The following is a 19,910-nucleotide window of genomic DNA, read 5'->3' as shown; positions in this document are numbered from 1 at the left end:
AACTATAGGCGGCGGCCTCATCTCGACACAAGGCCCGCTCGAAACCCGGGCCCGCATGGCAAGATGGTCTGTGCGTCATACCGCTTTCTTTCCGCAGGGGCTTGCGGTAAAGCCGGGTTTCAAACAGTTTCCCAAGCCGCCTGACGCCTGCTCTGTCAACAAGGGGGCGCGGTTCAACTGGAAAAGGACAAGACGATGAAATTCCTGGATCTTGCCAAGGTCTATATCCGTTCGGGCGCAGGCGGCAGTGGCTGTGTCAGCTTCCGTCGTGAGAAGTTCATGGAGTATGGTGGCCCGGATGGCGGCGACGGCGGCAAGGGTGGTTCGGTCTGGGCCGAAGCGGTCGAGGGGCTGAACACGCTCATCGACTTTCGGTATCAGCAGCATTTCTTTGCCAAGAACGGCCAGCCGGGCAAGGGCCAGCAGCGCACCGGTAAGGACGGCGACGAGATCGTTCTTCGTGTGCCGGTTGGGACCGAAATTCTGGATGAAGATCAGGAAACGGTGATTGCTGATCTCACGGCTGTTGGTGATCGCATTCAACTGGCGCGTGGGGGCAACGGTGGCTTTGGCAACCTGCATTTCAAAAGCGCGACCAACCAGGCACCGCGCCGCGCCAACCCGGGCCAAGAGGCTGTAGAGCGTACCCTTTGGTTGCGTCTGAAGCTGATTGCGGATGTGGGTCTGTTGGGTTTGCCCAATGCGGGCAAATCGACGTTTTTGGCCGCGACCTCGAATGCGCGTCCAAAGATTGCTGACTACCCGTTCACCACACTGCACCCGAACCTGGGTGTCGTGGGTGTGGACGGTGTTGAATTTGTCATCGCGGACATACCGGGCCTGATCGCCGGCGCCTCCGAAGGGCGCGGAATTGGCGACCGGTTCCTGGGCCATGTGGAACGCTGCGCCGTGCTGCTGCATCTGGTGGATGGCACCTCTGAGACAGTGGCCGAGGATTACCAGACGATCATCACCGAGCTTGAGGCTTATGGCGGACATCTGGCCGACAAACCGCGCGTCACGGTTCTGAACAAGATCGACGCTCTGGACGAGGAAGAGCAGGAGGAGGCCCGCGTCGCCCTCGAAGAAGCCGTTGGCCACAAGGTCATGACAATGTCCGGCGTTGCCAAGTCGGGTGTGACTGAGGTGCTGCGAACGCTGCGGACCCAGATCGACGAAGATCGCCTGCGCTACAAATCCGTCGAGGAGGAAGAACCTTGGCAACCCTGACGACTGCACGGCGGATCGTCGTCAAGATCGGCTCGGCTCTGCTGGTTGATCGTGAGACGGGTGATTTGCGCGCCGATTGGCTGCATTCTCTGGCAGCTGATGTGACCTGGCTCAAAGGCAACGGCACGGACGTGATCCTGGTGTCCTCGGGCTCGATTGCCCTTGGACGGGGTGTTCTGGGCCTACCGATGACCGCCCTGTCGCTGGAACAGTCACAGGCCGCGGCGGCCGTGGGGCAGATCCGACTGGCGCGCGCCTACGAAGAGGCGCTGACGCCCCATGACATAAAGACGGCGCAGGTTCTGGTGACGCTGGAGGATAGCGAAAACCGCCGTCGCTATCTGAACTCGCGTGCGACGCTTGAAACGCTGCTGTCGTTGGGTGTGGTTCCGATCGTCAACGAGAATGACACTGTGGCCACAGACGAAATCCGCTATGGCGACAACGACCGCCTGGCGGCGCAGATTGCGGTGACGGTGGGAGCAGATCAGCTGATCCTGCTGTCTGACGTGGATGGCTTCTATACCGGCAATCCCAGCGATGACCCCGATGCCACACGGTATGATGTGATCCACCACGTCACGCCCGAAATCGAGGCGATGGCAGGCGATGCGGGATCCGGCCTGTCCAAGGGCGGCATGAAGACCAAGCTGATGGCGGCCAAAATGGCGACAGCGGCAGGGTGTGACATGGCGATCACCGAAGGATCCCCCCTGAACCCACTGAAAACGCTTGAAAATGGCGCTAATTGCACCTGGTTTACCGCCACTTTGGATCCGCAGGCCGCGCGCAAGCGCTGGATCGCGGCGATGAAGCCGCGTGGTGAGATCATCGTGGATGCAGGTGCCGCTGGCGCGCTTGGCAATGGCAAGAGCTTGCTGCCGGCCGGGGTCACCGAAGTGACCGGCGATTTTGGCCGGGGTGACCCGGTGGCGATCATGGACACCAACGCGCGCAAGCTGGGTCAGGGGCTCAGCCGTTATACTGCGCAGGAAGCAGATGCCATCAAGGGGCGCCGGTCTTCGGATATCGAGCCAACCCTGGGCTATCCGGGGCGCGCCGCGTTGATCCACCGCGACGACATGGCGCTTTAAACCTCTTCTTGCTTCAAATCTATCTGCGCGCGGCGTAAATTCAAAGTGCCCCGCACCCGATCAAAGGCGACCGACATGAAAGATCTCGACAACATTCCCGCGCTCATGGCCGATCTGGGCGCCCGTGCCAAATCCGCATCACGCGAGTTGGGTTTTGCCAGCGCCGAGCAGAAAACTGCAGCGTTGATGGCTGCGGCTGACGCCGTCTGGGCGCGTCGCGCCGAGATCATCGAAGCCAACGCCAAAGATCTGGAGTTTGGCCGCGACAAGGGCCTGAGCCCTGCAATGATGGACCGTCTGATGCTGGACGAGGCGCGTGTTCAAGGCATGGTCGACGGTCTGCGTACCGTAGCCCAGCAAAACGATCCTGTTGGTGAAGTGATGACTGAATGGGATATGCCAAGCGGGCTGCACATCCAGCGCGTGCGCACGCCTTTGGGCGTGATCGGGGTGATTTACGAAAGCCGTCCCAACGTGACCGCCGACGCTGGTGCGCTCTGCCTGAAATCGGGCAATGCGGTGATCTTGCGCGGTGGCTCGGAAAGCTTCCATTCCTCTGGTGCGATCCGGGATTGCCTGGTTGAAGGGCTGATGGCTGCCAATCTGCCCGAAGACGCGATCCAACTGGTGCCGACCCGGGACCGTGCGGCTGTTTCAGAACTGCTGACCATGACCGATTATGTCGACGTCATTGTTCCTCGTGGCGGCAAGGGCCTGGTGGGCCTGGTTCAGCGCGAGGCGCGCGTGCCGGTTTTTGCGCACCTCGAAGGGATCGTGCACATCTACATCGACAAAGCGGCGGATCTGCAAAAGACGCTGGATGTGGTGATGAATGCCAAAACCCGGCGCACGGGCATCTGTGGCGCGGCGGAATGCCTGCTGATCCATCAGGACGTAGTCGACACCCTGGGCCGCGATGTCATCAACGCGCTGCTCGCGGCCGGTGTTGAGGTGCATGCCGAAGGTGGCTTGCAAATCGACGAGACCTTGGCCGCATCCGATGCGGATTGGGGCAAGGAATTCCTGGACATGATCATCGCAGCGCGCCCTGTGGCGGATATTGATGCTGCGATTGCACATATTCAGAAGTTCGGCTCGAACCACACCGACTGCATCATGACCGAGGACAAAGAGGCCGCGCAGCGGTTCTTTACCCGCCTCGACAGTGCGATCCTGATGCACAACGCGTCGACCCAGTTTGCCGATGGCGGTGAGTTCGGGATGGGGGCCGAGATCGGGATCGCCACGGGCAAGATGCACGCGCGGGGTCCGGTGGGTGCCACTCAGCTGACCAGTTTCAAGTACTTGGTCACGGGCGACGGCACCACGCGCGGCTGATCAAAGGCGACCCGGTTCAATACCGGATCGTGATCTGCGTGTCGGTTTGGTCGTAGGACAGCCTACGGCCCATTCCCGCGGCAACGGCGGGCAATAACGCAAACTGCACCTGCGCGGGCGAGACCTGGGCAGGGCCATCGGTACTTACCAGACCTTCCCACAGATCGACTGCTGCCGTGATCTTGGACCCGGTGCCGGTGATCTCCCACTGATCGTCCTGCTTGCTGATCCGGATGTCGCCGCCAAAGGGCAGGGCGGTCTCACAGCATTGCAGCGCCAAAAAGGCCATGCGCACGTCCGAGCGTGACACCGGCTCGATCGGGCCCCAATGAGCTTTGATGCGGTTGCCCTTGTTCAAGTCTGCCAGCAAGGCGGTGACTTCGGCCTGTCCCATCTGCTGCTCACTCGCCGCCCCAAAAGCAATACGGAAAAAGCGGATGCGCGCACCGGCGTTGCCCACGCTGTCAGCGATCAAATCCATCTCGGGGCCCTGCACCGCGCCGGCCATGTCCAACAGCTCCAGCCCGTTGGTGATGGCACCGATGGGGCTGATCAGATCGTGACAGATCCGCGAGCCGATCAATGCGGCCAGGTTGACGTTGCTTTCACCCATGGGGTACCTCCGAATTGAACCCGCCAACCGCCCGAAAACGAGAGCGCCATGACAGATCTGAATGCCATCCTTGCACCTGGCATGTACGTGCGCCACCCCGATTTTCCTGACTGGGGTGTCGGACAGGTGCAGTCCAACATCGCAGGCAAGATCACGGTGAACTTTCGCGATCAGGGAAAAGTGGTGATCGACGGCTCACGCATCGCGCTGATGCCGGTCTTTGATCCGTGAAACTGGTTGACGAAAGGTTAACGCGGGCCTGGGATGCACCGCCGCTGGCAGCGTGTTGCCAATAACCGCGTTTTCGGGCTAATTGCCGCCAAGCCCTTGCGCCTTTTTCGGAAGTTGCCCCAATGCCGGACACCGGACCCACATTCACGGTCAAGATCGCGAAGACCGCCGACGAGCTCCTGGCGGCACAGCGGTTGCGCTATGACGTGTTTGTGCGCGAGCTGGGTGGCGGCGGCGAGATGGTCGATCACGATCGGGGCCTGGAGCAGGACCGGTTCGATCCCTTCTTTGACCACATGCTGGTGTCAGATGACACCACGGGTGAGGTTGTTGGGGTTTACCGCCTGCTGCGCAGCGAACAGGCGCGCGCCTTAGGTCAGTTTTATTCCGAAGATGAATATGACCTGAGCGTCCTGAAAAACAGCGGCCGCAAGCTGTTGGAACTGGGTCGGTCCTGCCTGCATCCCGATTACCGCGGCGGGATGGCGATGTTCTATCTGTGGAACGGTCTGGCGGCCTATGTGGCCGAGCACGAAGTTGAGGTGCTGTTCGGCGTGGCCAGTTTCCACGGCACGGATGTGGACGCCTTGGCGCAACCGCTGTCGATGCTGCACCACAACCACCTTGCCCCCGAAGACTTGCGTGTGCGCACGCAACCGCAGCATTTTGTCGACATGAATCGTGTCGCGCCCGAAGGCTTGGACCGCCGCAAAGCGATGCTTGAGGTGCCAGCCTTGATCAAAGCATACCTGCGCCTTGGCGGGTTTGTGGGCGAGGGGGCCTATATCGACCATGCCTTCAACACCACGGACGTCTGTCTGATCCTCGATACAGCGCGCATGAACGAGAAACAGCGCCGTCTTTACACCGGCGAGCGCAGCGCATGAACACGACCTGGGAAAGTGACGAGGCCCCCGATCCCATCAAGATCGGTTTTGTCGGCTGGCTGCTGATCCTGCTGCGCGGCTCGGCCCTGATCCTGCTGATCACCGTGTGCCTGATCCTGCTGCTGTTCTTGCGCCTGATCGAGATCCCGTTTTTCGGCATGAAGCGCCCGATCACCCCCTTCATCGTGCAGTTTGTCTGTCGCAATGCATTTCGCATTCTGGGGATGGAACACCGCATCAGCGGCCAGTTGATGACTGAACGTGGAGCGGTGGTGGCCAATCACACATCCTGGCTGGACATCTTTTCACTCAATGCGCGCAAGCGGGTCTATTTTGTCTCCAAGGCCGAGGTCGCGGGATGGCCGGGGATCGGCATACTCGCCAAAGCCACCGGCACTGTGTTCATCGAGCGCAACCCAAAGAAGGCCAAAGAGCAGACCGAAGTGTTCGAGGCGCGTTTGAAGGCCGGGCATAAGCTGTTGTTTTTCCCTGAAGGCACCTCGACCGATGGTCTGCGGGTGCTGCCGTTCAAGACCACGCTTTTTGAGGCGTTTTTTTCGGATCATTTGCGCGATTTCATGCACGTTCAGCCGGTGTCAGTCATCTATCATGCGCCCAAGGGGCAACCGGCGCGATTTTACGGCTGGTGGGGCGAGATGGAGTTTGGCGAACATCTGCTAAAGACACTCGCTGCGCGCAAACAAGGGTCGGTCGAGCTGATCTATCACACGCCTGTTGCCGTGCGTGATTTTCCCAACCGCAAGGCGCTCGCGGCGCATTGTGAGCGCGCTGTGCGAGAAGCGCATGATGCGGGGCAGTCCGAGGCCTAATAACGTCAATCACTGGAAGGTACTTGTGATGCGCTAGGCTTGGTAACCGCGTTTAACAGTGAAATCGGCTTCTTTGCGGGTTCAGCAGGTGCTTGCTCCTTGCGTCGAATGATCAGCACGCCAGGGGTGAAGCGAGACGGATCCCCCCAAAAGAACGCCTTGTCACCCTGCCGAATGGCGATTGCCGCGCCATCGAAAGCAGCGATCGTCACTGCCCACAATTCACAGCTGATGGATCGACCAGCGTAAACCTGCTTTTCGCGGTACTTGCATGGCTCATCATCATAGTAGCCGTTGGAACTCAGAAGCCGTCCCAGTTCTTCGAGTCCGGTGTCTTGGCGCGTGCGGACAAAATTCATGTGACCAAAGCGGTCATATAGAAGGACAACGCGTTGCGTGGGTTGGATTTCGGCGCTTTCCTCCGAAGTGAATCTTATGCGCCCTGCAGGCTGCCCTTTGGGTTCATAATCGCGTGGTTCGATAATTCGGCGCCCCAGTTGAAGCAGGTCGGAACATGCGGAAAATGTTTCGAGAAATCTTTGCGGATCGCTTTGATCGGCCAAGTTGATGCTATTTGCGCCGTCGACGTAAGTGTAAGTTGGGCGACCTTTCAAATTGAGGCCAAAAAGGAAAGGCACTTGACCATCGTAAGATCTTGCTTTGCGTCTGGCCACGTCGTTCAGACACAGGATGGCATCAAGGTTCGGGGCAAAGAAAACCGACTGCGTATCGCGACCGTCGACACGGCGATAACCGACCACTCGACTATCACCAGCGACACGCGCAAATCCCATCGGAATGACGGCCACCACCGCTGGATCATCGCGCACTGCAAGCCAGGCTTCGGCAATACTGGGTGCGAGAATACGGGCACCACCGGTTTTCTTGTCGACAAGGACTCCCTTTGAAAAATCGTTCTTGTACGCCTTTTGAAACAGGTCGTCGACGTCGTGGAACTTGTATTCATACAAGGGAACCTCGCGACCAAACCGCAAGGAATCATAGTTAAATTCTCCGGTTTCAGAGCCATGGAAAGTGGCACCGTGTTTGATCCACACTTTTTCGAACCCGGGCAGTTCATTCCAACGTGCCTCATCAGCTTGCACAGGCAGGACCGCAAACACCAACAGCAATGATATGAAGGATCGCATCAGCATTTTTTGCGCCCCTTTTTTGCTGTCATGATGATCTTCATACCAAATCCACCATCGGGGATCTGAGCATCCATCGTGTTTGGTTCATTGAAATCACGCGGCCCCAGAGATTTGACGTCTGCTCGTACCGTAACAAAGCCAGATGGCGCGTTATTTAGCGCAGTGCGGACAATGCATGTCACATCATCTTGATACCCATTCACGTTGATGTTCTGCGAAAACGTACCGATCGAGATTGCAAGAACCGCGGCTTCCTGTCCAAATTTCTCGTTGAAGCCACCATGTGTCTCTGGGCGGACGTTTATGTGAAACCGTTGGTCATTGGTGGCATAGAACTGATCCGATATCTGAAAGGATCGGTCGAATGTGGGGTTCCCAGTGTCATCCAGGATTGGTCGGTTTTCATCATCCTTCAAGGGCTCTTTTTGGTAGAAAAGATCCAGGGTGTAGACAGCGTCGACCTGATCCGTAACAGGGGCCAGCCAGGCCTTTAGCATGTTGGGCTCATGCTCGTAACGATCATAGAGTTCTTTCACATACTCGTCGCTGTAGTCGCTGACCGAGAGGAGGACTTGTTCTTGAAAGTACTTCTTGAATGCGTCGTCTTTGAAAAGCGCCTTAAAGTCGTTAGGGTTGGGCGTAGACAATTGTTCGATGATTGTCGTCTCATTTGTCTGTAGCCAGACGTTGGCAATCGACTCTTTGTATCCGGCGAGTACGTTTACAACATTGGTGTGGTGCCATTTACGATAGGTTTCTTCATTTTTCTGTAGCTCCTCCATGATTTCCAGCGTTAGTCGAGGTCGCAAGACGCTGTCCCAAATGACAAAGAGAAACGCGATGATAGGGGTGGAAATGAGCGCCGCAACGATGCCGAAATCGCGAATGACGGTAGATAGATCCGATAGTCTTTTACGCCATTTGGACGGAGGAGCTCCGGGGTTTTGTCCATTTTGAGGGGTTGGAGATGCAGAGGCGGGATTTGGCTCGGTTATGGACTGTTGAGCGGCTGCGGTGGTCGGCTGTTGGTTGGGCGGATTGTTGTTGGGATCTGTGTTGTCGGACATATGGCCTCCACCAAAAAATGAATTGGTCGGACCCCGTCAGCAGGGTTGAGTAAATTGGGGCCGAGAATATAGAACGTGAAATCCAGTCCCGGTATGCTAGCACAAGTTGCACGATTCCCCAAATTCATGTGCACGACACAGTTTACCCCCTTGCACCCCCTCCAAACCTGAACTATACGCGCGCCATTCAAACCCGCAGGCGGGGTTTGGGCCTTTTGGGGGAGACATCCCCGAAAAGTCCGCCGGTTGGCGCATCCGCGTCGAAACCCCCGCCGAGGCGAAAACCGGAAAGGAAAATGAGCATGGCTCTTCCCGAGTTCACCATGCGTCAGCTGCTGGAAGCTGGCGTTCACTTTGGTCACCAAACACAGCGTTGGAACCCGCGCATGTCGCCGTTCATCTACGGCTCGCGCAACGGCATCCACATCATGGACCTGACCCAGACTGTTCCGATGCTGGACCAGGCTCTTCAGGCCGTGCGTGACACCGTTGCAAAAGGTGGCCGCGTTCTGTTCGTTGGCACCAAGCGTCAGGCAGCTCAGCCGATCGCAGAAGCAGCTGAAAAGTCGGCTCAGTACTATATGAACCACCGCTGGCTGGGCGGCACGCTGACCAACTGGAAAACCGTTTCCCAGTCGATCCAGCGTCTGAACCAGATCGACGAAGCCATGGAAGGCGGCGCCGAAGGCCTGACCAAGAAAGAGCGTCTGGGCATGGAGCGTGACCAGGGCAAACTGCAAGCCTCGCTGGGCGGTATCCGCGAAATGGGTGGCACCCCGGACCTGTTGTTCGTCATCGACGTGAAAAAAGAAGCACTGGCCATCGCCGAAGCCAACAAGCTGGGTATCCCGGTTGTGGCTGTTGTCGACACCAACTGCTCGCCCGACGGTGTTGACTACATCATACCCGGCAACGATGACGCGTCGCGCGCCATCTCGCTGTACTGCGACCTGGCGGCACGCGCCGCTCTGGACGGCATGTCGGCTCAGCTGGGTGCCGCAGGCGTTGACCTGGGCGCGATGGAAGAAGCCCCCGTCGAAGAAGCTGTCGCGGAAGAAGCGCCCGCCGAGGCCTGATCCCGACTGTCACAGCTTTGACATATGGGGCAGGGTATGACCTGCCCCAAATCCGTTTGATTTGAGGAGAGCCAAAAGATGGCAATCACAGCAGCACTCGTGAAAGAACTGCGCGACAGCACCGGCGCAGGCATGATGGACGCCAAGAAGGCACTGACCGAAACCGGTGGCGACATGGAAGCCGCCGTTGACTGGCTGCGCACCAAAGGTCTGGCCAAAGCTGCCAAGAAATCGGGCCGCACCGCTGCCGAAGGTCTGGTCGCCGTTGTTGTCGACGGTGGCAAGGGCGTCGCTGTCGAAGTGAACTCGGAAACCGACTTTGTTGCCAAGAACGCCGACTTCCAGGAATTCGTAGGCGGTATCGCCAAGGCGACTCTGGGTGTTGCGGACGTTGACGCGCTGCTGGCTGCCGATCTGGGTGGCAAGTCGGTTGCAGACACGCTGACCGACAAGATCGCCACCATCGGTGAAAACATGTCGGTGCGTCGCATGGCGACGCTCGAAGGCGACACCGTTGTGAACTACGTCCACAACGCGGCCACTGCCGGCATGGGCAAAATCGGTGTTCTGGTTGCGCTGAAAGGCGGCGACGAAGCACTGGGCAAGCAGATCGCGATGCACATCGCTGCTGTAAATCCTGCAGCTCTGTCCGAAGCGGATATGGATGCAGCCGTGATCGAGAAAGAAAAGCAGGTCCAAATGGACATCGCTCGCGAATCCGGCAAGCCCGAGCAGGTCATCGAGAAGATGATCGTTGGCCGCATGAAGAAGTTCGTGGCTGAATCAACCCTGCTGAACCAGCAGTTCGTCGTGAACCCGGACTTGACGGTTGGTGCTGCTGCTGCTGAAGCAGGTGCCGAGATCACCGGTTTCGTGCGTCTGGAAGTGGGCGAAGGCATCGAAGTTGAAAAAGAAGACTTCGCAGCCGAAGTGGCCAAGGCCGCTCAAGGCTAACCGCGCTTGCAGCGATCCAACCGGATCGCGGTTTTGAGAATTTGGATGACCCCGTCAGGCAGAATCTTGGCGGGGTTTTCTTGTGATCAGGAGTTTTGACCCAAAAGGGTAGTTCTCCCGCCCGTCGTCAGTTTTTCTTACGAAAAACATCCTCCCGTTGGGCCGGGCCTCGCTGCGCTCGGCGGTTGGCGTTTCATTGGTCGGGCTCGCGGTTGAGGGACCTGTTTCGCACATTACATCTGCAACACTCGGAACCGCGCCGCGTGCAACGCGGCGCCAAGCCCAAGGCCGTTAGCGGGGCGGACGAAGTCAGGTATGCTCGGGCGCGGGAGCTCTCCGCCTCAATCCTGTTCAACAGAACCGTAGGACAAGCAAACCAACCAGGGCGTGTCCTGTTACGATACAGCGTCGAGATGGGTGTGTTTCCAACAAACAAGAAAATGGGTCCACGCGTGGCGAACCCTTGCCTTTGAAGATGATTGAGGGATCCCGTTTTGATGGGGATGGACGGGATCCCTCAAATTCTCCGGTGCGAGTCAGGAACAATACAAACTCAACACCGAACAGGTCGGAGAGCCCCGAAATCACGGAGATCAGTACCCGATGTTCCCTGGCTAAAGCCACCACTCACGGAACAGTCTCATGATGCAACCAGATAGGATTTTCCGAAAGTCATGAATTCCTTACCTCACGTAATGCTGCATTTTTATGACACCATTTCCGGGGCTTAGGCCTCCATGACGAACATCTGATTGTGCAGGGCGGCCTTCAAAACCGCTTGCGCAGTGGTTTCGACCGAAAGCGCTTCGCGGGCGAGGCGTAGGTGTTTTTCCACCGTGGCAGAGGTCAAACCCATCAAAATTGCAATATCCTGGGTCGTTTTTCCGTCTCCGACCCACTCCAGCGCCTCACGTTGCCGCTTGGTCAGCGATCTGTTCGGCGCGGTATAGGGAAGCGTCAGGATCTTCAGATGTGCGACGTTGTTCATCAGCAAGATATCTTCGCCATGTTCGGCCCAGACCTTGTCGACGTCCTCTTGCGTCATCTCTTCTTTGGCGCTGAGTGAAATCGCACCTTTGGAGCGTACCGAAACAGAGTTGAAGCTGACTGTGTAGCCCGCGATCACACCCTTGGAAAGGTTGAACTGATACACTTGGCGCTGTTCATCCGTCATAGTTTCGTCTGCCATGATCTGATTGATCATCTGCCAGCTTTTTGCCCCCTCATGTTCCAGGGCCCAATGTAACATGGGCGCATGAAAATAGAGGCCAGAGTGCAAGAACCCGTCAATATAGTCCTGACTGTGATTGGACAGAATGACGAAGTCTTCGGGGTCGCCCAGCGAGGTTTCAGTCTTGTAGCGGGTATAGCCATACAACAGCCGATCAAAACCGAATTCTGCCATTTTGGCGGTATGCGCGGCCCACAGCTCTTCCAGTGTATTGGCGCACGAGATGTGGTTGAGGTATTCCGACAACGCCATCAGAGCACTGGCCCCTTTAGGTGTTCGAGCAATGCGTCGATCGCAAGACTGTAGCCCTGCGCACCGAAACCGCAGATCTGGCCAATGGCTACGGGCGCAATATACGAGTGATGGCGAAATTGTTCGCGTGCGTGGATGTTTGACAGATGCACTTCGACCACGGGCAACTCGACTGATGCGATAGCGTCCATTAGGGCGATGGATGTGTGAGTATAGGCGCCTGCGTTCAGGACAATACCGTCTTGGGTACCCTTGGCCGCGTGGATAGCGTCAATTAGGGCGCCCTCGTGGTTCGATTGCATGCAGGTCACAACAGCCCCTGCTGCCTGAGCATATTGCCGACAGGCGTCTTCTACCATCTCCAGTGTTGTGCTCCCATAAACCTCGGGTTGGCGAGTGCCCAACAGGTTCAGGTTCGGGCCGTTTAGGACCAGAATTCTACTCATAATAGTGTTTCCCCATTCACAGAAAGTGATACTCAGGAACACGCGTATCTGTCCAGCATGTAAACGCATACAAGCTGCCAACTGTGGGGAAGTGGTCACGGGGGCGATCCGGCAATCGACCCCGCGATTGACGTTACTCGAAGATGCTCAGGCTCAACCACTCGGCCACCAGGGCAGGGGTGTCGTTGCCTTCGATTTCGATGGACAGGCCGGTTTCCCTTTGGACTTCGGTGGCCGACCGTTTTTTGATGTCTCGCAGGACAAATCGACCGCGCAGGCGTGATCCGGATTTGACCGGCGCAAGAAAGCGGATCTTGTTGAAGCCATAGTTGATGCCCATGACCTGACCCTCGTATACGGGCAAGCATTCATAGGCAAAGCGACTGGCCAGGGAGAGCGACAAAAAGCCATGCGCGATGGTGCCGCCAAAGGGGGTTTCGGCGGCGGCCCGTGCAGGGTCGACGTGGATCCACTGTTCGTCATGCGTGACGGTGGCGAATTGGTCGATCATCTTCTGATCCACCGTGATCCAGTCCGACACGCCAATCTCGGTTCCGATCTTGTGCTGGTCCTGGGTAACTGCGTCGTCAATCTTGCTCATGTTTGTTTCTCCTCAACTTGCAGGATCTGGGGCGGCCCCAACAATTCATTCGCCAATTATGCGCCTTTGGACTGCCTGGCTTTGGCGTCAATTCGGCCCAAAGGGCGTTCAGCTTTAGTGGCCCCGCTATCTTGCTTGCATTACTGCCCTTTGAATTCGGGCTTTCGTTTCTCCATGAATGCGCGCGCGCCTTCCTTGTGATCGTCGCTCATCAAGGTGCGGATCATCCGGTCTGCTTCCATACTCATCGCTGTGCGCAGGTCGGTTGAGCGGGCACGGTTGTGGTTTTCCTTCATGTAGCGCAACGCCATCGGTGCAAAGCCTGCGATCTGCTGCGCCAGTGCATTGGTTTCTGCCTGCAAATCCTCATCTGCGACAACGCGATTGAACAAGCCAAGTGCCAAACCCTCTTCCGGCAGGATGCGGTGATTGGTGAAATAGATTTCCTTCGCGCGGGCTGGTCCGATGTAGTGGCTAAGCAACCAGCTACCGCCAAAATCGCCGCTCAACCCGATGGCACCAAACGCCGGATAGAGAAAGCCGCTTTGGCCGGTGATCCGCAGATCGCAAGCCAGTGCGATGGACATGCCTGCGCCCGCCGCGGCACCCGGTAGGGCGGCAATGGTGGGTTTGGAGTATTCGTAGAGGCGCAGCGAAGCCGTGTTCTGTGCCTCGCGCAGACGGCTGATCATGTCGTCGGTGTTGGGGGCCTTGCCACCGGCCAGTGTGTCACCCATCCCGCCGATATCGCCACCGGCACAGAACGCGCCTTCGGCCCCAGTCAGGACCAGCACACGCACATTCGGGTCGGTCTCGGTTTCAAGCAGCATCCGGCGCAGGGCAGGGGTCATCTCATCCCCCAGGGCGTTGCGCTTGGTGGGGTTGTTTAGGGTCAGGGTCGCGACGCCGTCGGTGACAGAGCCCAACAGCTTGTCCGTTCCGGTGTCCAAAGTGCGCGTGGTCATTGCAATTCCTTTGTTGTTGCGCTCAATCTGCGCGGAATTGAATGCCCGACAGATTGAGAGAGTTTGAAATGGCCCGTGAATACCGCCAAAGCGTTTACCAGCCGCCCAAAGGGGCCGTGGACCTGTTCCTGATCCGCCATGGCGAAAGCCAGGCGGCGATCCCGGGGCAGAGCTTTCCGATGAAAGACGGGCACGGCGACCCGGCACTGCATCCTAACGGAGAGGCCCAGGCGGTGGCTGTCGGCCACCGGATGAAGTCTGAGCCGCTGGATGCGATCTATGTCACCACGTTGGTGCGAACGCATCAAACCGCCGCGCCGCTGGCGGCGCATCTGGGTGTGACGCCAGCTGTCGAGGCGGATCTGCGCGAGGTATCCTTGGGCGATTGGGACGGGGGCCTCTACCGGATCAAAGCGGCCGAGGGCGCGCCCGAGTTCGCCCGCGCCAAAGCCAATCAGGAATGGGGAGAGATCCCGGGTGCAGAAACCACGGCCCAATTGCATGCCCGGGTACGGGCAGGTCTCATGCGGATTGCGGTCAATCACGCCGATCAGCGCGTCGCGGCCTTTGTCCATGGCGGTGTGATTGGCGCAGCGATGGCGATTGCCAGCGGGTCCGCGCCATTTGCGTTCAATGGGGCGGCCAACGGTTCGATCAGCCGCCTTGTGATCAAGGGCGATACGATGGTTGTCCGTGGATTTAACGACTGCACGCATCTGCCCTGATCCCGGTTAGCCCTGTTAGTCCAGCGTGATGACGACTTTGCCCATTACCTTGCGGTCCTGCATCATTTCCAAGGCCGCGGGGGCCTCTGCGAGCGGAAAGCGCGCACTGATCTGTGGTTTGACCTTACCCTCGGCATAGAGCTGAAACAGTTCTGCCATGTTTTCAGCATGCCCCTGCGGTTCACGGAACACGGACGCGCCCCAGAATACACCGACGATCTGGCTTCCCTTGAGAAGGGTCAGGTTCAGCGGGATGCTCGGAATACCGGCCGGGAAGCCCACAACCAGGAACCGGCCTTTCCAGGCCAAGGCGCGCAGGGCTGGCTCGGCATAGTCGCCGCCAACCGCGTCATAGACCACGTCGACGCCATCCGGGCCTGCCAGTTTCTTGATTTCACCCGACAGGGCCTTTTGCGCGTCGCGGTCCAATTCTCGGGGGTAAACGATCACCTCGTCCGCGCCGACCTGTCGGCAGAATTCGCCCTTCTCCTCGGACGATACGGCTGCAATCACCTTGGCACCCGCGGCCTTGCCCAATTCAATCGCGGCAACACCCACGCCACCGGCCGCGCCCAAGATCAGCAGGCTTTCGCCCGGCTTGATCTGCGCACGGTCTTTCAGCGCGTGATGCGAGGTGCCATAGGTGAAGATGAAACAGGCCGCATCCTCGTACGGCATCGCGTCAGGGATCTTGATGGCGCTTGCGGCCTTTAGCGCCAGATGTGTGGCGAACCCGCCGTGACCGGTCAGGGCGAGCACACGGTCTCCGACCTCAAAGCCCGACACGCCCTCGCCAAGGGCCACAACCTCGCCCGCGATCTCGCCACCCGGTGCAAAGGGGCGGGGTGGTTTCATCTGGTACAGGTCGCGGATCATCAGTGTGTCAGGAAAGTTCACGCCCGCCGCCCGAACCCGAACGATCAACTCGCCCTTCTTGGGTTCCGGGTCTGGCATCTCGGTCAGTTCCAAGGTTTCGGGGCCGCCTATGGCGGTGCTGAGCATGGCTTTCATCTGGTGTCTCCCTGACCCTTGCGGGCATGTCGTACTGCTATTTGACGTGAAGTCTTTCCCCCGGTTCTCATGTTGTCAATCGAATTTCGAAATGCAATTCTGCATAGCGGAACAGGGATGAGAAACAGGTATCTGCGTGTGGGAGGAACCATGTCAGAGACAACCGAGCAACTAAGCACCTTTCAAGCCGAATTGCGTGCGTGGCTTGAAGAAAACTGCCCCCAAGAGATGCGCGATGGTCGCAATGATGAGACTACCATCTGCTGGGGCGGAAAGAACTGGAACTTTACGTCAGATGCCCAACGTACCTGGCTGCAACGCTGCGTCACCAAAGGGTATACCGTGCCGACCTGGCCGGTGGAGTACGGCGGCGCGGGTCTGAGCCGGGACGAAGAGAAGGTGTTTCACGCCGAAATGGCGCGGATCAACGCCCGCTACCCCTTGCAAAGCTTTGGCATCTGGATGCTTGGACCGGCGCTGCTGCACTTTGGGACGCATGAGCAGAAGCTTCACTATTTGCCGCCCATTGCGCGCGGCGAGGTGCGCTGGTGTCAGGGGTATTCGGAACCGGGCGCGGGCTCGGACCTGGCTAATGTGCAGACCAAGTGTGAAGACAAGGGCGATCATTGGCTGGTGAACGGGCAAAAGATCTGGACCTCATATGCCGACAAGGCCGACTGGATCTTTGCCTTGGTCCGCACGGACAAGGACGCGCCCAAGCACAAGGGCATCTCTTTCGTTCTGATCAACATGGAGACCGAGGGTGTATCGACCCGACCGATCAAGCTGATCTCGGGCGTGTCGCCGTTCTGCGAGACTTTCTTTGATGATGTGAAATTCCCAAAGGAACAGGTCGTCGGTACCGTCAACCGTGGCTGGGATGTGGCCAAATACCTGCTGACTCATGAACGGGAAATGATCTCGGCCGCGGGCGGCTCGATGGGTACAGGTCGTCCTTTAGGCGCTGTGATTGCTGATTGTGAAACCGGTGAAACTGATCCGGTTCTGCGCGGGGACGCAATGCGGGCCGAGGTGGACACTTTGGCTGTGGAGCTCACGCTGGAGCGCTACAAAGATCAGGCCGAGGCCGGCGGCAGCGTTGGCGATGCTTCGGCCATGCTCAAATACATGGGGACCGAGTTGAACAAGCGGCGGCTTGAGCTTTTGATGGCTGCTGGTGGCTCGGATGCGTTGGAGTGGGACGACGGGCGCGCGCCCAACTGGTTGCGAACCAAGGCCAATTCGATCGAGGGGGGCACATCCGAGGTGATGCTCTCGATCTTGTCTAAACGTGTTCTTGGGCTTCCGGGGTAAGATATCATGGCAAAACTTGTTGCAAGTGAAGAAGAGGTCATGCTGGCGGACGCAGCACGCGGGTTCCTGGACGAGGCCGCACCCGTGTCGCATCTGCGCAGACTGCGGGACGAGGGTCAGACAGAAGACAAGGCTTTGTGGAAAGCCATGGCCGACATGGGTTGGGCTGGCATTCTGGTGCCCGAAAACGCCGGGGGTTCCGACATGGGCCACGCCGCCGCCTGTGTTCTGGCCACAGAGATGGGCAAGACATTGGCGAGTAGCCCGTTCATTTCCACAGCAGTGATCGCGGCAACTGCCTTGCGGCAGGTGGCAGACGAACGGGCAAACGCGGCGCTGGCGCAGATCGCATCAGGTGACGTGACTTATGCCTTGGCCGTTGATGAAAACGCCAAGTTCAATCCTGAGGCCACACAGTTGAGAGGGGATCGCGAAGGGAATGGATTCCGTCTGAACGGCTCCAAAGGGTTTGTTGTGGACGGCGGCGATGCAGACCGGCTGCTGGTGCTGGCGCGTACGGGCGAGGCGCTGACCTTGTTCGATCTGCCCGCCGACCGCGAGGGGATCTCTCGCGAAGCCAAGTCGATGATCGACAGCCGGGATGCCGCTACTGTGAGTTTCGCAGATGTTGAAGCCACGGGCGAAGATGTTTTGGGGCAGGTCGATCAGGCCATGACGGTTCTGAAACCGGCAATCGAGGCCGGACAGGCTGCTTTGGCGGCGGAAATGGCGGGTGTCGCGGCCGGGGCCTTTGGCATGACCGTTGAATACCTGAAGGAACGCAAGCAGTTCGGCGTGCCAATTGGAGCGTTTCAAGCGTTGCAACACCGCGCCGCGCATCTGTGGTGTGAATGCGAAGTAACCGCCTCAGCTATTCTGAACGCAGGCCGCAAACTGGACGAAGACCCAGAAAACGCCAGGCTTGCCGTGTCGCTGGCCAAAGCCCGCGCGACGGACACCGTGCAATTGGCGGTGCAGGAAGGCGTGCAGATGCACGGCGGAATCGGCATGACCGACGCCTTTGACATGGGGTTCTACATGAAACGGGCCCGTGTCGGTGCCGAATGGCTGGGCGACTATGGGTATCACGCGAATATCGTCGCGCAAGCACGCGGATTTTAAGGATTTATCATGACACCAGAAACTCTCTTCTCGCTTCACGGCAAGACCGCATTGGTCACAGGTGGGGCCACCGGTATAGGACGCATGGCGGCCGAGGCATTGGTTCGCGCAGGCGCCCGCGTCCTGATCGCATCGCGCAAGGGTGATGCGTGTGAGGCGGTTGCCGCGCAGCTCAACGCGTTGGATGCACCCGGATCAGCCGAAGGTTTTGCCGGGGACGTTGGCTCGGCCGAAGGCATCAATGCCATGGTCACGGAAGTTAAAAACCGCACGGAAACCCTTGATATTCTGATGAATAACTCCGGCGTTACTTGGGGCGCGCCGATGGGCCAATTCCCGCATGAAGCCTGGGAAAAGGTGATGAATGTGAACGTTGCGGGCGTGTTCGACCTGACCCAGAAGTTGCTTCCGATGCTGATGGCCTCGGCCAAGGATGGTGATCCGGCGCGGGTGATCAACGTGGGCTCGGTCATGGGCGAGATCCCGATGGGCGATGGGGCATACAGCTATTCGGCATCCAAGGCCGCCGTCATGCATCTGTCGAAAGTCATGGCCAAGGAGCTTGCCGGCTACAATGTCACCGTGAACTCTCTGGCGCCGGGGCCGTTTGTTTCGCGCATGACTGCCTTTGCCACGGCGGACGAAGAAAAACGCGCCAAGGTGGGCAGCGACGTACCCTTAGGCCGGGTTGGTCGGGACGAAGATATCGCCGGCTGCATGTTGTTCCTGTGTGGTCGCGGCGGGGCCTATGTCACCGGAGCAATCATCCCCGTGTCGGGCGGCATCAATGTGATGTCCGGCCACAACATTTTTGAAAAAGCGCTGTAAGGGGGCCGTGATGGACATTCGATTTGACGGGCGCGTCGCCATTGTCACCGGCTCGGGCATCGGTTTGGGCCGCAGCCATGCGCTTGGATTGGCTGAACGTGGCGCCAAGGTTGTCATCAACGACCTGGGCGTGTCGACGGACGGGCAGGGTGCCTCGTCCGAGGCGGCCGAGGCCGTTGTGGCCGAGATCAGGGCCATGGGTGGCGACGCGATTGCCCATGGCGCTGATGTCTCGAACGAAGAACAGGTGGCTGATATGGTCGCCAAGACGATGGAGGCCTTTGGCCGGATCGACATCGTAGTCAACAACGCAGGCATCCTGCGGGACAAGACGTTTTCCAAGATGACCATGGCCGATTTCCGCAAGGTGGTTGATGTCCATCTGATCGGCAGTGCCAATGTTACCCACGCCTGCTGGCCGATTATGCGCGAGCAGGGCTATGGCCGGGTGGTGCTGACCTCATCCGCTTCCGGTCTCTACGGCAACTTTGGCCAGTCAAATTATGGTGCGGCCAAGGCGGCGATGATGGGTATGATGAACGTGCTGCACCTTGAGGGCGCGCGCGATGACATTCGCGTCAATTGCCTGGCCCCCACGGCGGCCACCCGTATGACCGAGAGCCTGATGCCGCCTGAGGCGCTAGAGCTTTTGAGGCCTGAAACCATCACGCCGGGCCTTTTGTACCTGGTCAGCGAAGATGCCCCTTCGCGTGTGATCATGTCTGCCGGCGCAGGCTGTTTCGCGCAAACCCGCGTGTATGAGACGCCCGGCATCCTGCTTGAGGGCGCGGAGATAACACCCGAAAACGTAGCGGCGCAATTCGACCAACTCAACGATGGTGAAGGCCAAGAAGAACTGACCGACGCCTTTGCCCAAACCAAGAAATATGCCCGCAAGGCAGCCGAGGCCGCAGGTCTCACGCTCCCGTGGTAGGCTCTGG

21 protein-coding genes are annotated in these 19,910 nt (G+C 58.6%); 13 read left to right on the top strand and 8 right to left on the bottom strand.

Annotation, left to right across the window (positions count from 1 at the left end; translation table 11 throughout):
- Positions 1-195: 195 nt before the first annotated feature.
- The 3 genes from obgE (at position 196) to TRM7615_RS11605 (ending at position 3,662) form a co-directional block, all read left to right on the top strand.
- Positions 196-1,230 (top strand): GTPase ObgE, encoded by a 1,035-nt coding sequence (obgE, locus tag TRM7615_RS11615; RefSeq protein WP_108787632.1) that lies wholly within the window; start codon positions 196-198, stop codon positions 1,228-1,230.
- Positions 1,218-2,324 carry a glutamate 5-kinase gene (proB, locus tag TRM7615_RS11610; protein ID WP_108787630.1) on the top strand — a complete coding sequence of 369 codons (1,107 nt, stop codon included), beginning with the start codon at positions 1,218-1,220 and terminating at the stop codon, positions 2,322-2,324. The genes obgE and proB overlap by 13 nt, the downstream gene beginning before the upstream one ends.
- A 75-nt stretch (positions 2,325-2,399) precedes the next feature.
- A complete protein-coding gene (locus TRM7615_RS11605; protein ID WP_108787628.1) occupies positions 2,400-3,662 on the top strand; it encodes a glutamate-5-semialdehyde dehydrogenase in 1,263 nt (420 codons plus the stop codon).
- Between the two features lie 16 nt (positions 3,663-3,678).
- Here TRM7615_RS11605 and TRM7615_RS11600 read toward each other — a convergent pair whose 3' ends face one another.
- Positions 3,679-4,275, bottom strand: a complete 597-nt coding sequence (locus TRM7615_RS11600; protein ID WP_108787626.1) for a histidine phosphotransferase family protein — start codon at positions 4,273-4,275, stop codon at positions 3,679-3,681.
- Positions 4,276-4,323: 48 nt separating this feature from the next.
- On the opposite strand from TRM7615_RS11600, the gene TRM7615_RS11595 reads away from it, so the two are divergent.
- The 3 genes from TRM7615_RS11595 to olsA all read left to right on the top strand — a co-directional run bounded on the left by TRM7615_RS11595 (position 4,324) and on the right by olsA (position 6,223).
- On the top strand, positions 4,324-4,506 hold the full coding sequence (locus TRM7615_RS11595) for a DUF3553 domain-containing protein (RefSeq protein ID WP_085795617.1): 183 nt from the start codon (positions 4,324-4,326) through the stop codon (positions 4,504-4,506).
- A gap of 122 nt (positions 4,507-4,628) precedes the next feature.
- Positions 4,629-5,393 (top strand): L-ornithine N(alpha)-acyltransferase, encoded by a 765-nt coding sequence (olsB, locus tag TRM7615_RS11590; RefSeq protein WP_108787624.1) that lies wholly within the window; start codon positions 4,629-4,631, stop codon positions 5,391-5,393.
- A complete protein-coding gene (gene olsA, locus TRM7615_RS11585) occupies positions 5,390-6,223 on the top strand; it encodes a lyso-ornithine lipid O-acyltransferase (protein ID WP_108787622.1) in 834 nt (277 codons plus the stop codon). The genes olsB and olsA overlap by 4 nt, the downstream gene beginning before the upstream one ends.
- Positions 6,224-6,228: 5 nt before the next feature.
- Here olsA and TRM7615_RS11580 read toward each other — a convergent pair whose 3' ends face one another.
- Both TRM7615_RS11580 and TRM7615_RS11575 read right to left on the bottom strand, forming a co-directional pair.
- Positions 6,229-7,380, bottom strand: a complete 1,152-nt coding sequence (locus TRM7615_RS11580) for a hypothetical protein (protein ID WP_108787620.1) — start codon at positions 7,378-7,380, stop codon at positions 6,229-6,231.
- Positions 7,374-8,444, bottom strand: a complete 1,071-nt coding sequence (locus TRM7615_RS11575; RefSeq protein ID WP_125133672.1) for a hypothetical protein — start codon at positions 8,442-8,444, stop codon at positions 7,374-7,376. Before TRM7615_RS11575 ends, TRM7615_RS11580 begins: the two co-directional genes overlap by 7 nt.
- A gap of 302 nt (positions 8,445-8,746) precedes the next feature.
- Here TRM7615_RS11575 and rpsB point away from each other — a divergent pair, with 302 nt between their 5' ends.
- Positions 8,747-9,520, top strand: coding sequence for a 30S ribosomal protein S2 (gene rpsB, locus TRM7615_RS11570; protein ID WP_108787616.1), 774 nt, complete (start codon positions 8,747-8,749; stop codon positions 9,518-9,520).
- Between the two features lie 78 nt (positions 9,521-9,598).
- Positions 9,599-10,474 carry a translation elongation factor Ts gene (tsf, locus tag TRM7615_RS11565; RefSeq protein ID WP_108787614.1) on the top strand — a complete coding sequence of 292 codons (876 nt, stop codon included), beginning with the start codon at positions 9,599-9,601 and terminating at the stop codon, positions 10,472-10,474.
- 727 nt (positions 10,475-11,201) lie between these two features.
- Here tsf and TRM7615_RS11560 read toward each other — a convergent pair.
- The 4 genes from TRM7615_RS11560 to TRM7615_RS11545 all read right to left on the bottom strand — a co-directional run bounded on the left by TRM7615_RS11560 (position 11,202) and on the right by TRM7615_RS11545 (position 13,969).
- Positions 11,202-11,957 carry a LuxR family transcriptional regulator gene (locus TRM7615_RS11560; protein WP_108787612.1) on the bottom strand — a complete coding sequence of 252 codons (756 nt, stop codon included), beginning with the start codon at positions 11,955-11,957 and terminating at the stop codon, positions 11,202-11,204.
- On the bottom strand, positions 11,957-12,403 hold the full coding sequence (aroQ, locus tag TRM7615_RS11555; protein ID WP_108787610.1) for a type II 3-dehydroquinate dehydratase: 447 nt from the start codon (positions 12,401-12,403) through the stop codon (positions 11,957-11,959). Before aroQ ends, TRM7615_RS11560 begins: the two co-directional genes overlap by 1 nt.
- A gap of 133 nt (positions 12,404-12,536) precedes the next feature.
- Positions 12,537-13,004 (bottom strand): MaoC family dehydratase, encoded by a 468-nt coding sequence (locus TRM7615_RS11550; protein WP_108787608.1) that lies wholly within the window; start codon positions 13,002-13,004, stop codon positions 12,537-12,539.
- Between the two features lie 140 nt (positions 13,005-13,144).
- Positions 13,145-13,969 carry an enoyl-CoA hydratase gene (locus TRM7615_RS11545; protein ID WP_108787606.1) on the bottom strand — a complete coding sequence of 275 codons (825 nt, stop codon included), beginning with the start codon at positions 13,967-13,969 and terminating at the stop codon, positions 13,145-13,147.
- Between the two features lie 68 nt (positions 13,970-14,037).
- On the opposite strand from TRM7615_RS11545, the gene TRM7615_RS11540 reads away from it, so the two are divergent.
- The gene (locus TRM7615_RS11540; RefSeq protein ID WP_108787604.1) at positions 14,038-14,694 is read left to right on the top strand and encodes a histidine phosphatase family protein; all 657 of its coding nucleotides are present in this window, start codon (positions 14,038-14,040) and stop codon (positions 14,692-14,694) included.
- Between the two features lie 15 nt (positions 14,695-14,709).
- Here TRM7615_RS11540 and TRM7615_RS11535 read toward each other — a convergent pair whose 3' ends face one another.
- Positions 14,710-15,705, bottom strand: a complete 996-nt coding sequence (locus TRM7615_RS11535; RefSeq protein ID WP_108787602.1) for an NADPH:quinone oxidoreductase family protein — start codon at positions 15,703-15,705, stop codon at positions 14,710-14,712.
- Positions 15,706-15,855: 150 nt separating this feature from the next.
- Between TRM7615_RS11535 and TRM7615_RS11530 the strand changes: the two genes are divergently transcribed.
- Genes TRM7615_RS11530 through TRM7615_RS11515 form a run of 4 tightly spaced genes read left to right on the top strand, consistent with a single transcriptional unit; the run spans position 15,856 to position 19,903 of the window.
- Positions 15,856-17,019 (top strand): acyl-CoA dehydrogenase family protein, encoded by a 1,164-nt coding sequence (locus TRM7615_RS11530; RefSeq protein ID WP_108787600.1) that lies wholly within the window; start codon positions 15,856-15,858, stop codon positions 17,017-17,019.
- A 6-nt stretch (positions 17,020-17,025) separates the two neighbouring features.
- A complete protein-coding gene (locus TRM7615_RS11525) occupies positions 17,026-18,141 on the top strand; it encodes an acyl-CoA dehydrogenase family protein (protein WP_181893267.1) in 1,116 nt (371 codons plus the stop codon).
- Between the two features lie 9 nt (positions 18,142-18,150).
- A complete protein-coding gene (locus TRM7615_RS11520) occupies positions 18,151-18,969 on the top strand; it encodes an SDR family NAD(P)-dependent oxidoreductase (RefSeq protein WP_108787599.1) in 819 nt (272 codons plus the stop codon).
- Positions 18,970-18,979: 10 nt separating this feature from the next.
- On the top strand, positions 18,980-19,903 hold the full coding sequence (locus TRM7615_RS11515; protein WP_108787597.1) for an SDR family NAD(P)-dependent oxidoreductase: 924 nt from the start codon (positions 18,980-18,982) through the stop codon (positions 19,901-19,903).
- Positions 19,904-19,910 lie beyond the last annotated feature (7 nt).

The organism is Falsiruegeria mediterranea M17, from assembly GCF_900302455.1.
In the GTDB taxonomy this organism is placed as follows: domain Bacteria; phylum Pseudomonadota; class Alphaproteobacteria; order Rhodobacterales; family Rhodobacteraceae; genus Falsiruegeria; species Falsiruegeria mediterranea.
Note: the sequence above shows the minus strand (reverse complement) of the source record. Positions and strands in the feature narration are given on the sequence as shown.

Bases quoted from the DNA above. Each gene is read 5' to 3' on its own strand.
- obgE (WP_108787632.1), top strand. From the start codon at position 196: ATGAAATTCCTGGATCTTGCCAAGGTCTATATCCGTTCGGGCGCAGGC.
- TRM7615_RS11605 (WP_108787628.1), top strand. From the start codon at position 2,400: ATGAAAGATCTCGACAACATTCCCGCGCTCATGGCCGATCTGGGCGCC.
- TRM7615_RS11600 (WP_108787626.1), bottom strand. From the start codon at position 4,275: ATGGGTGAAAGCAACGTCAACCTGGCCGCATTGATCGGCTCGCGGATC.
- TRM7615_RS11595 (WP_085795617.1), top strand. From the start codon at position 4,324: ATGACAGATCTGAATGCCATCCTTGCACCTGGCATGTACGTGCGCCAC.
- olsB (WP_108787624.1), top strand. From the start codon at position 4,629: ATGCCGGACACCGGACCCACATTCACGGTCAAGATCGCGAAGACCGCC.
- olsA (WP_108787622.1), top strand. From the start codon at position 5,390: ATGAACACGACCTGGGAAAGTGACGAGGCCCCCGATCCCATCAAGATC.
- TRM7615_RS11580 (WP_108787620.1), bottom strand. From the start codon at position 7,380: ATGCTGATGCGATCCTTCATATCATTGCTGTTGGTGTTTGCGGTCCTG.
- TRM7615_RS11575 (WP_125133672.1), bottom strand. From the start codon at position 8,444: ATGTCCGACAACACAGATCCCAACAACAATCCGCCCAACCAACAGCCG.
- rpsB (WP_108787616.1), top strand. From the start codon at position 8,747: ATGGCTCTTCCCGAGTTCACCATGCGTCAGCTGCTGGAAGCTGGCGTT.
- tsf (WP_108787614.1), top strand. From the start codon at position 9,599: ATGGCAATCACAGCAGCACTCGTGAAAGAACTGCGCGACAGCACCGGC.
- TRM7615_RS11560 (WP_108787612.1), bottom strand. From the start codon at position 11,957: ATGGCGTTGTCGGAATACCTCAACCACATCTCGTGCGCCAATACACTG.
- aroQ (WP_108787610.1), bottom strand. From the start codon at position 12,403: ATGAGTAGAATTCTGGTCCTAAACGGCCCGAACCTGAACCTGTTGGGC.
- TRM7615_RS11550 (WP_108787608.1), bottom strand. From the start codon at position 13,004: ATGAGCAAGATTGACGACGCAGTTACCCAGGACCAGCACAAGATCGGA.
- TRM7615_RS11545 (WP_108787606.1), bottom strand. From the start codon at position 13,969: ATGACCACGCGCACTTTGGACACCGGAACGGACAAGCTGTTGGGCTCT.
- TRM7615_RS11540 (WP_108787604.1), top strand. From the start codon at position 14,038: ATGGCCCGTGAATACCGCCAAAGCGTTTACCAGCCGCCCAAAGGGGCC.
- TRM7615_RS11535 (WP_108787602.1), bottom strand. From the start codon at position 15,705: ATGAAAGCCATGCTCAGCACCGCCATAGGCGGCCCCGAAACCTTGGAA.
- TRM7615_RS11530 (WP_108787600.1), top strand. From the start codon at position 15,856: ATGTCAGAGACAACCGAGCAACTAAGCACCTTTCAAGCCGAATTGCGT.
- TRM7615_RS11525 (WP_181893267.1), top strand. From the start codon at position 17,026: ATGGCAAAACTTGTTGCAAGTGAAGAAGAGGTCATGCTGGCGGACGCA.
- TRM7615_RS11520 (WP_108787599.1), top strand. From the start codon at position 18,151: ATGACACCAGAAACTCTCTTCTCGCTTCACGGCAAGACCGCATTGGTC.
- TRM7615_RS11515 (WP_108787597.1), top strand. From the start codon at position 18,980: ATGGACATTCGATTTGACGGGCGCGTCGCCATTGTCACCGGCTCGGGC.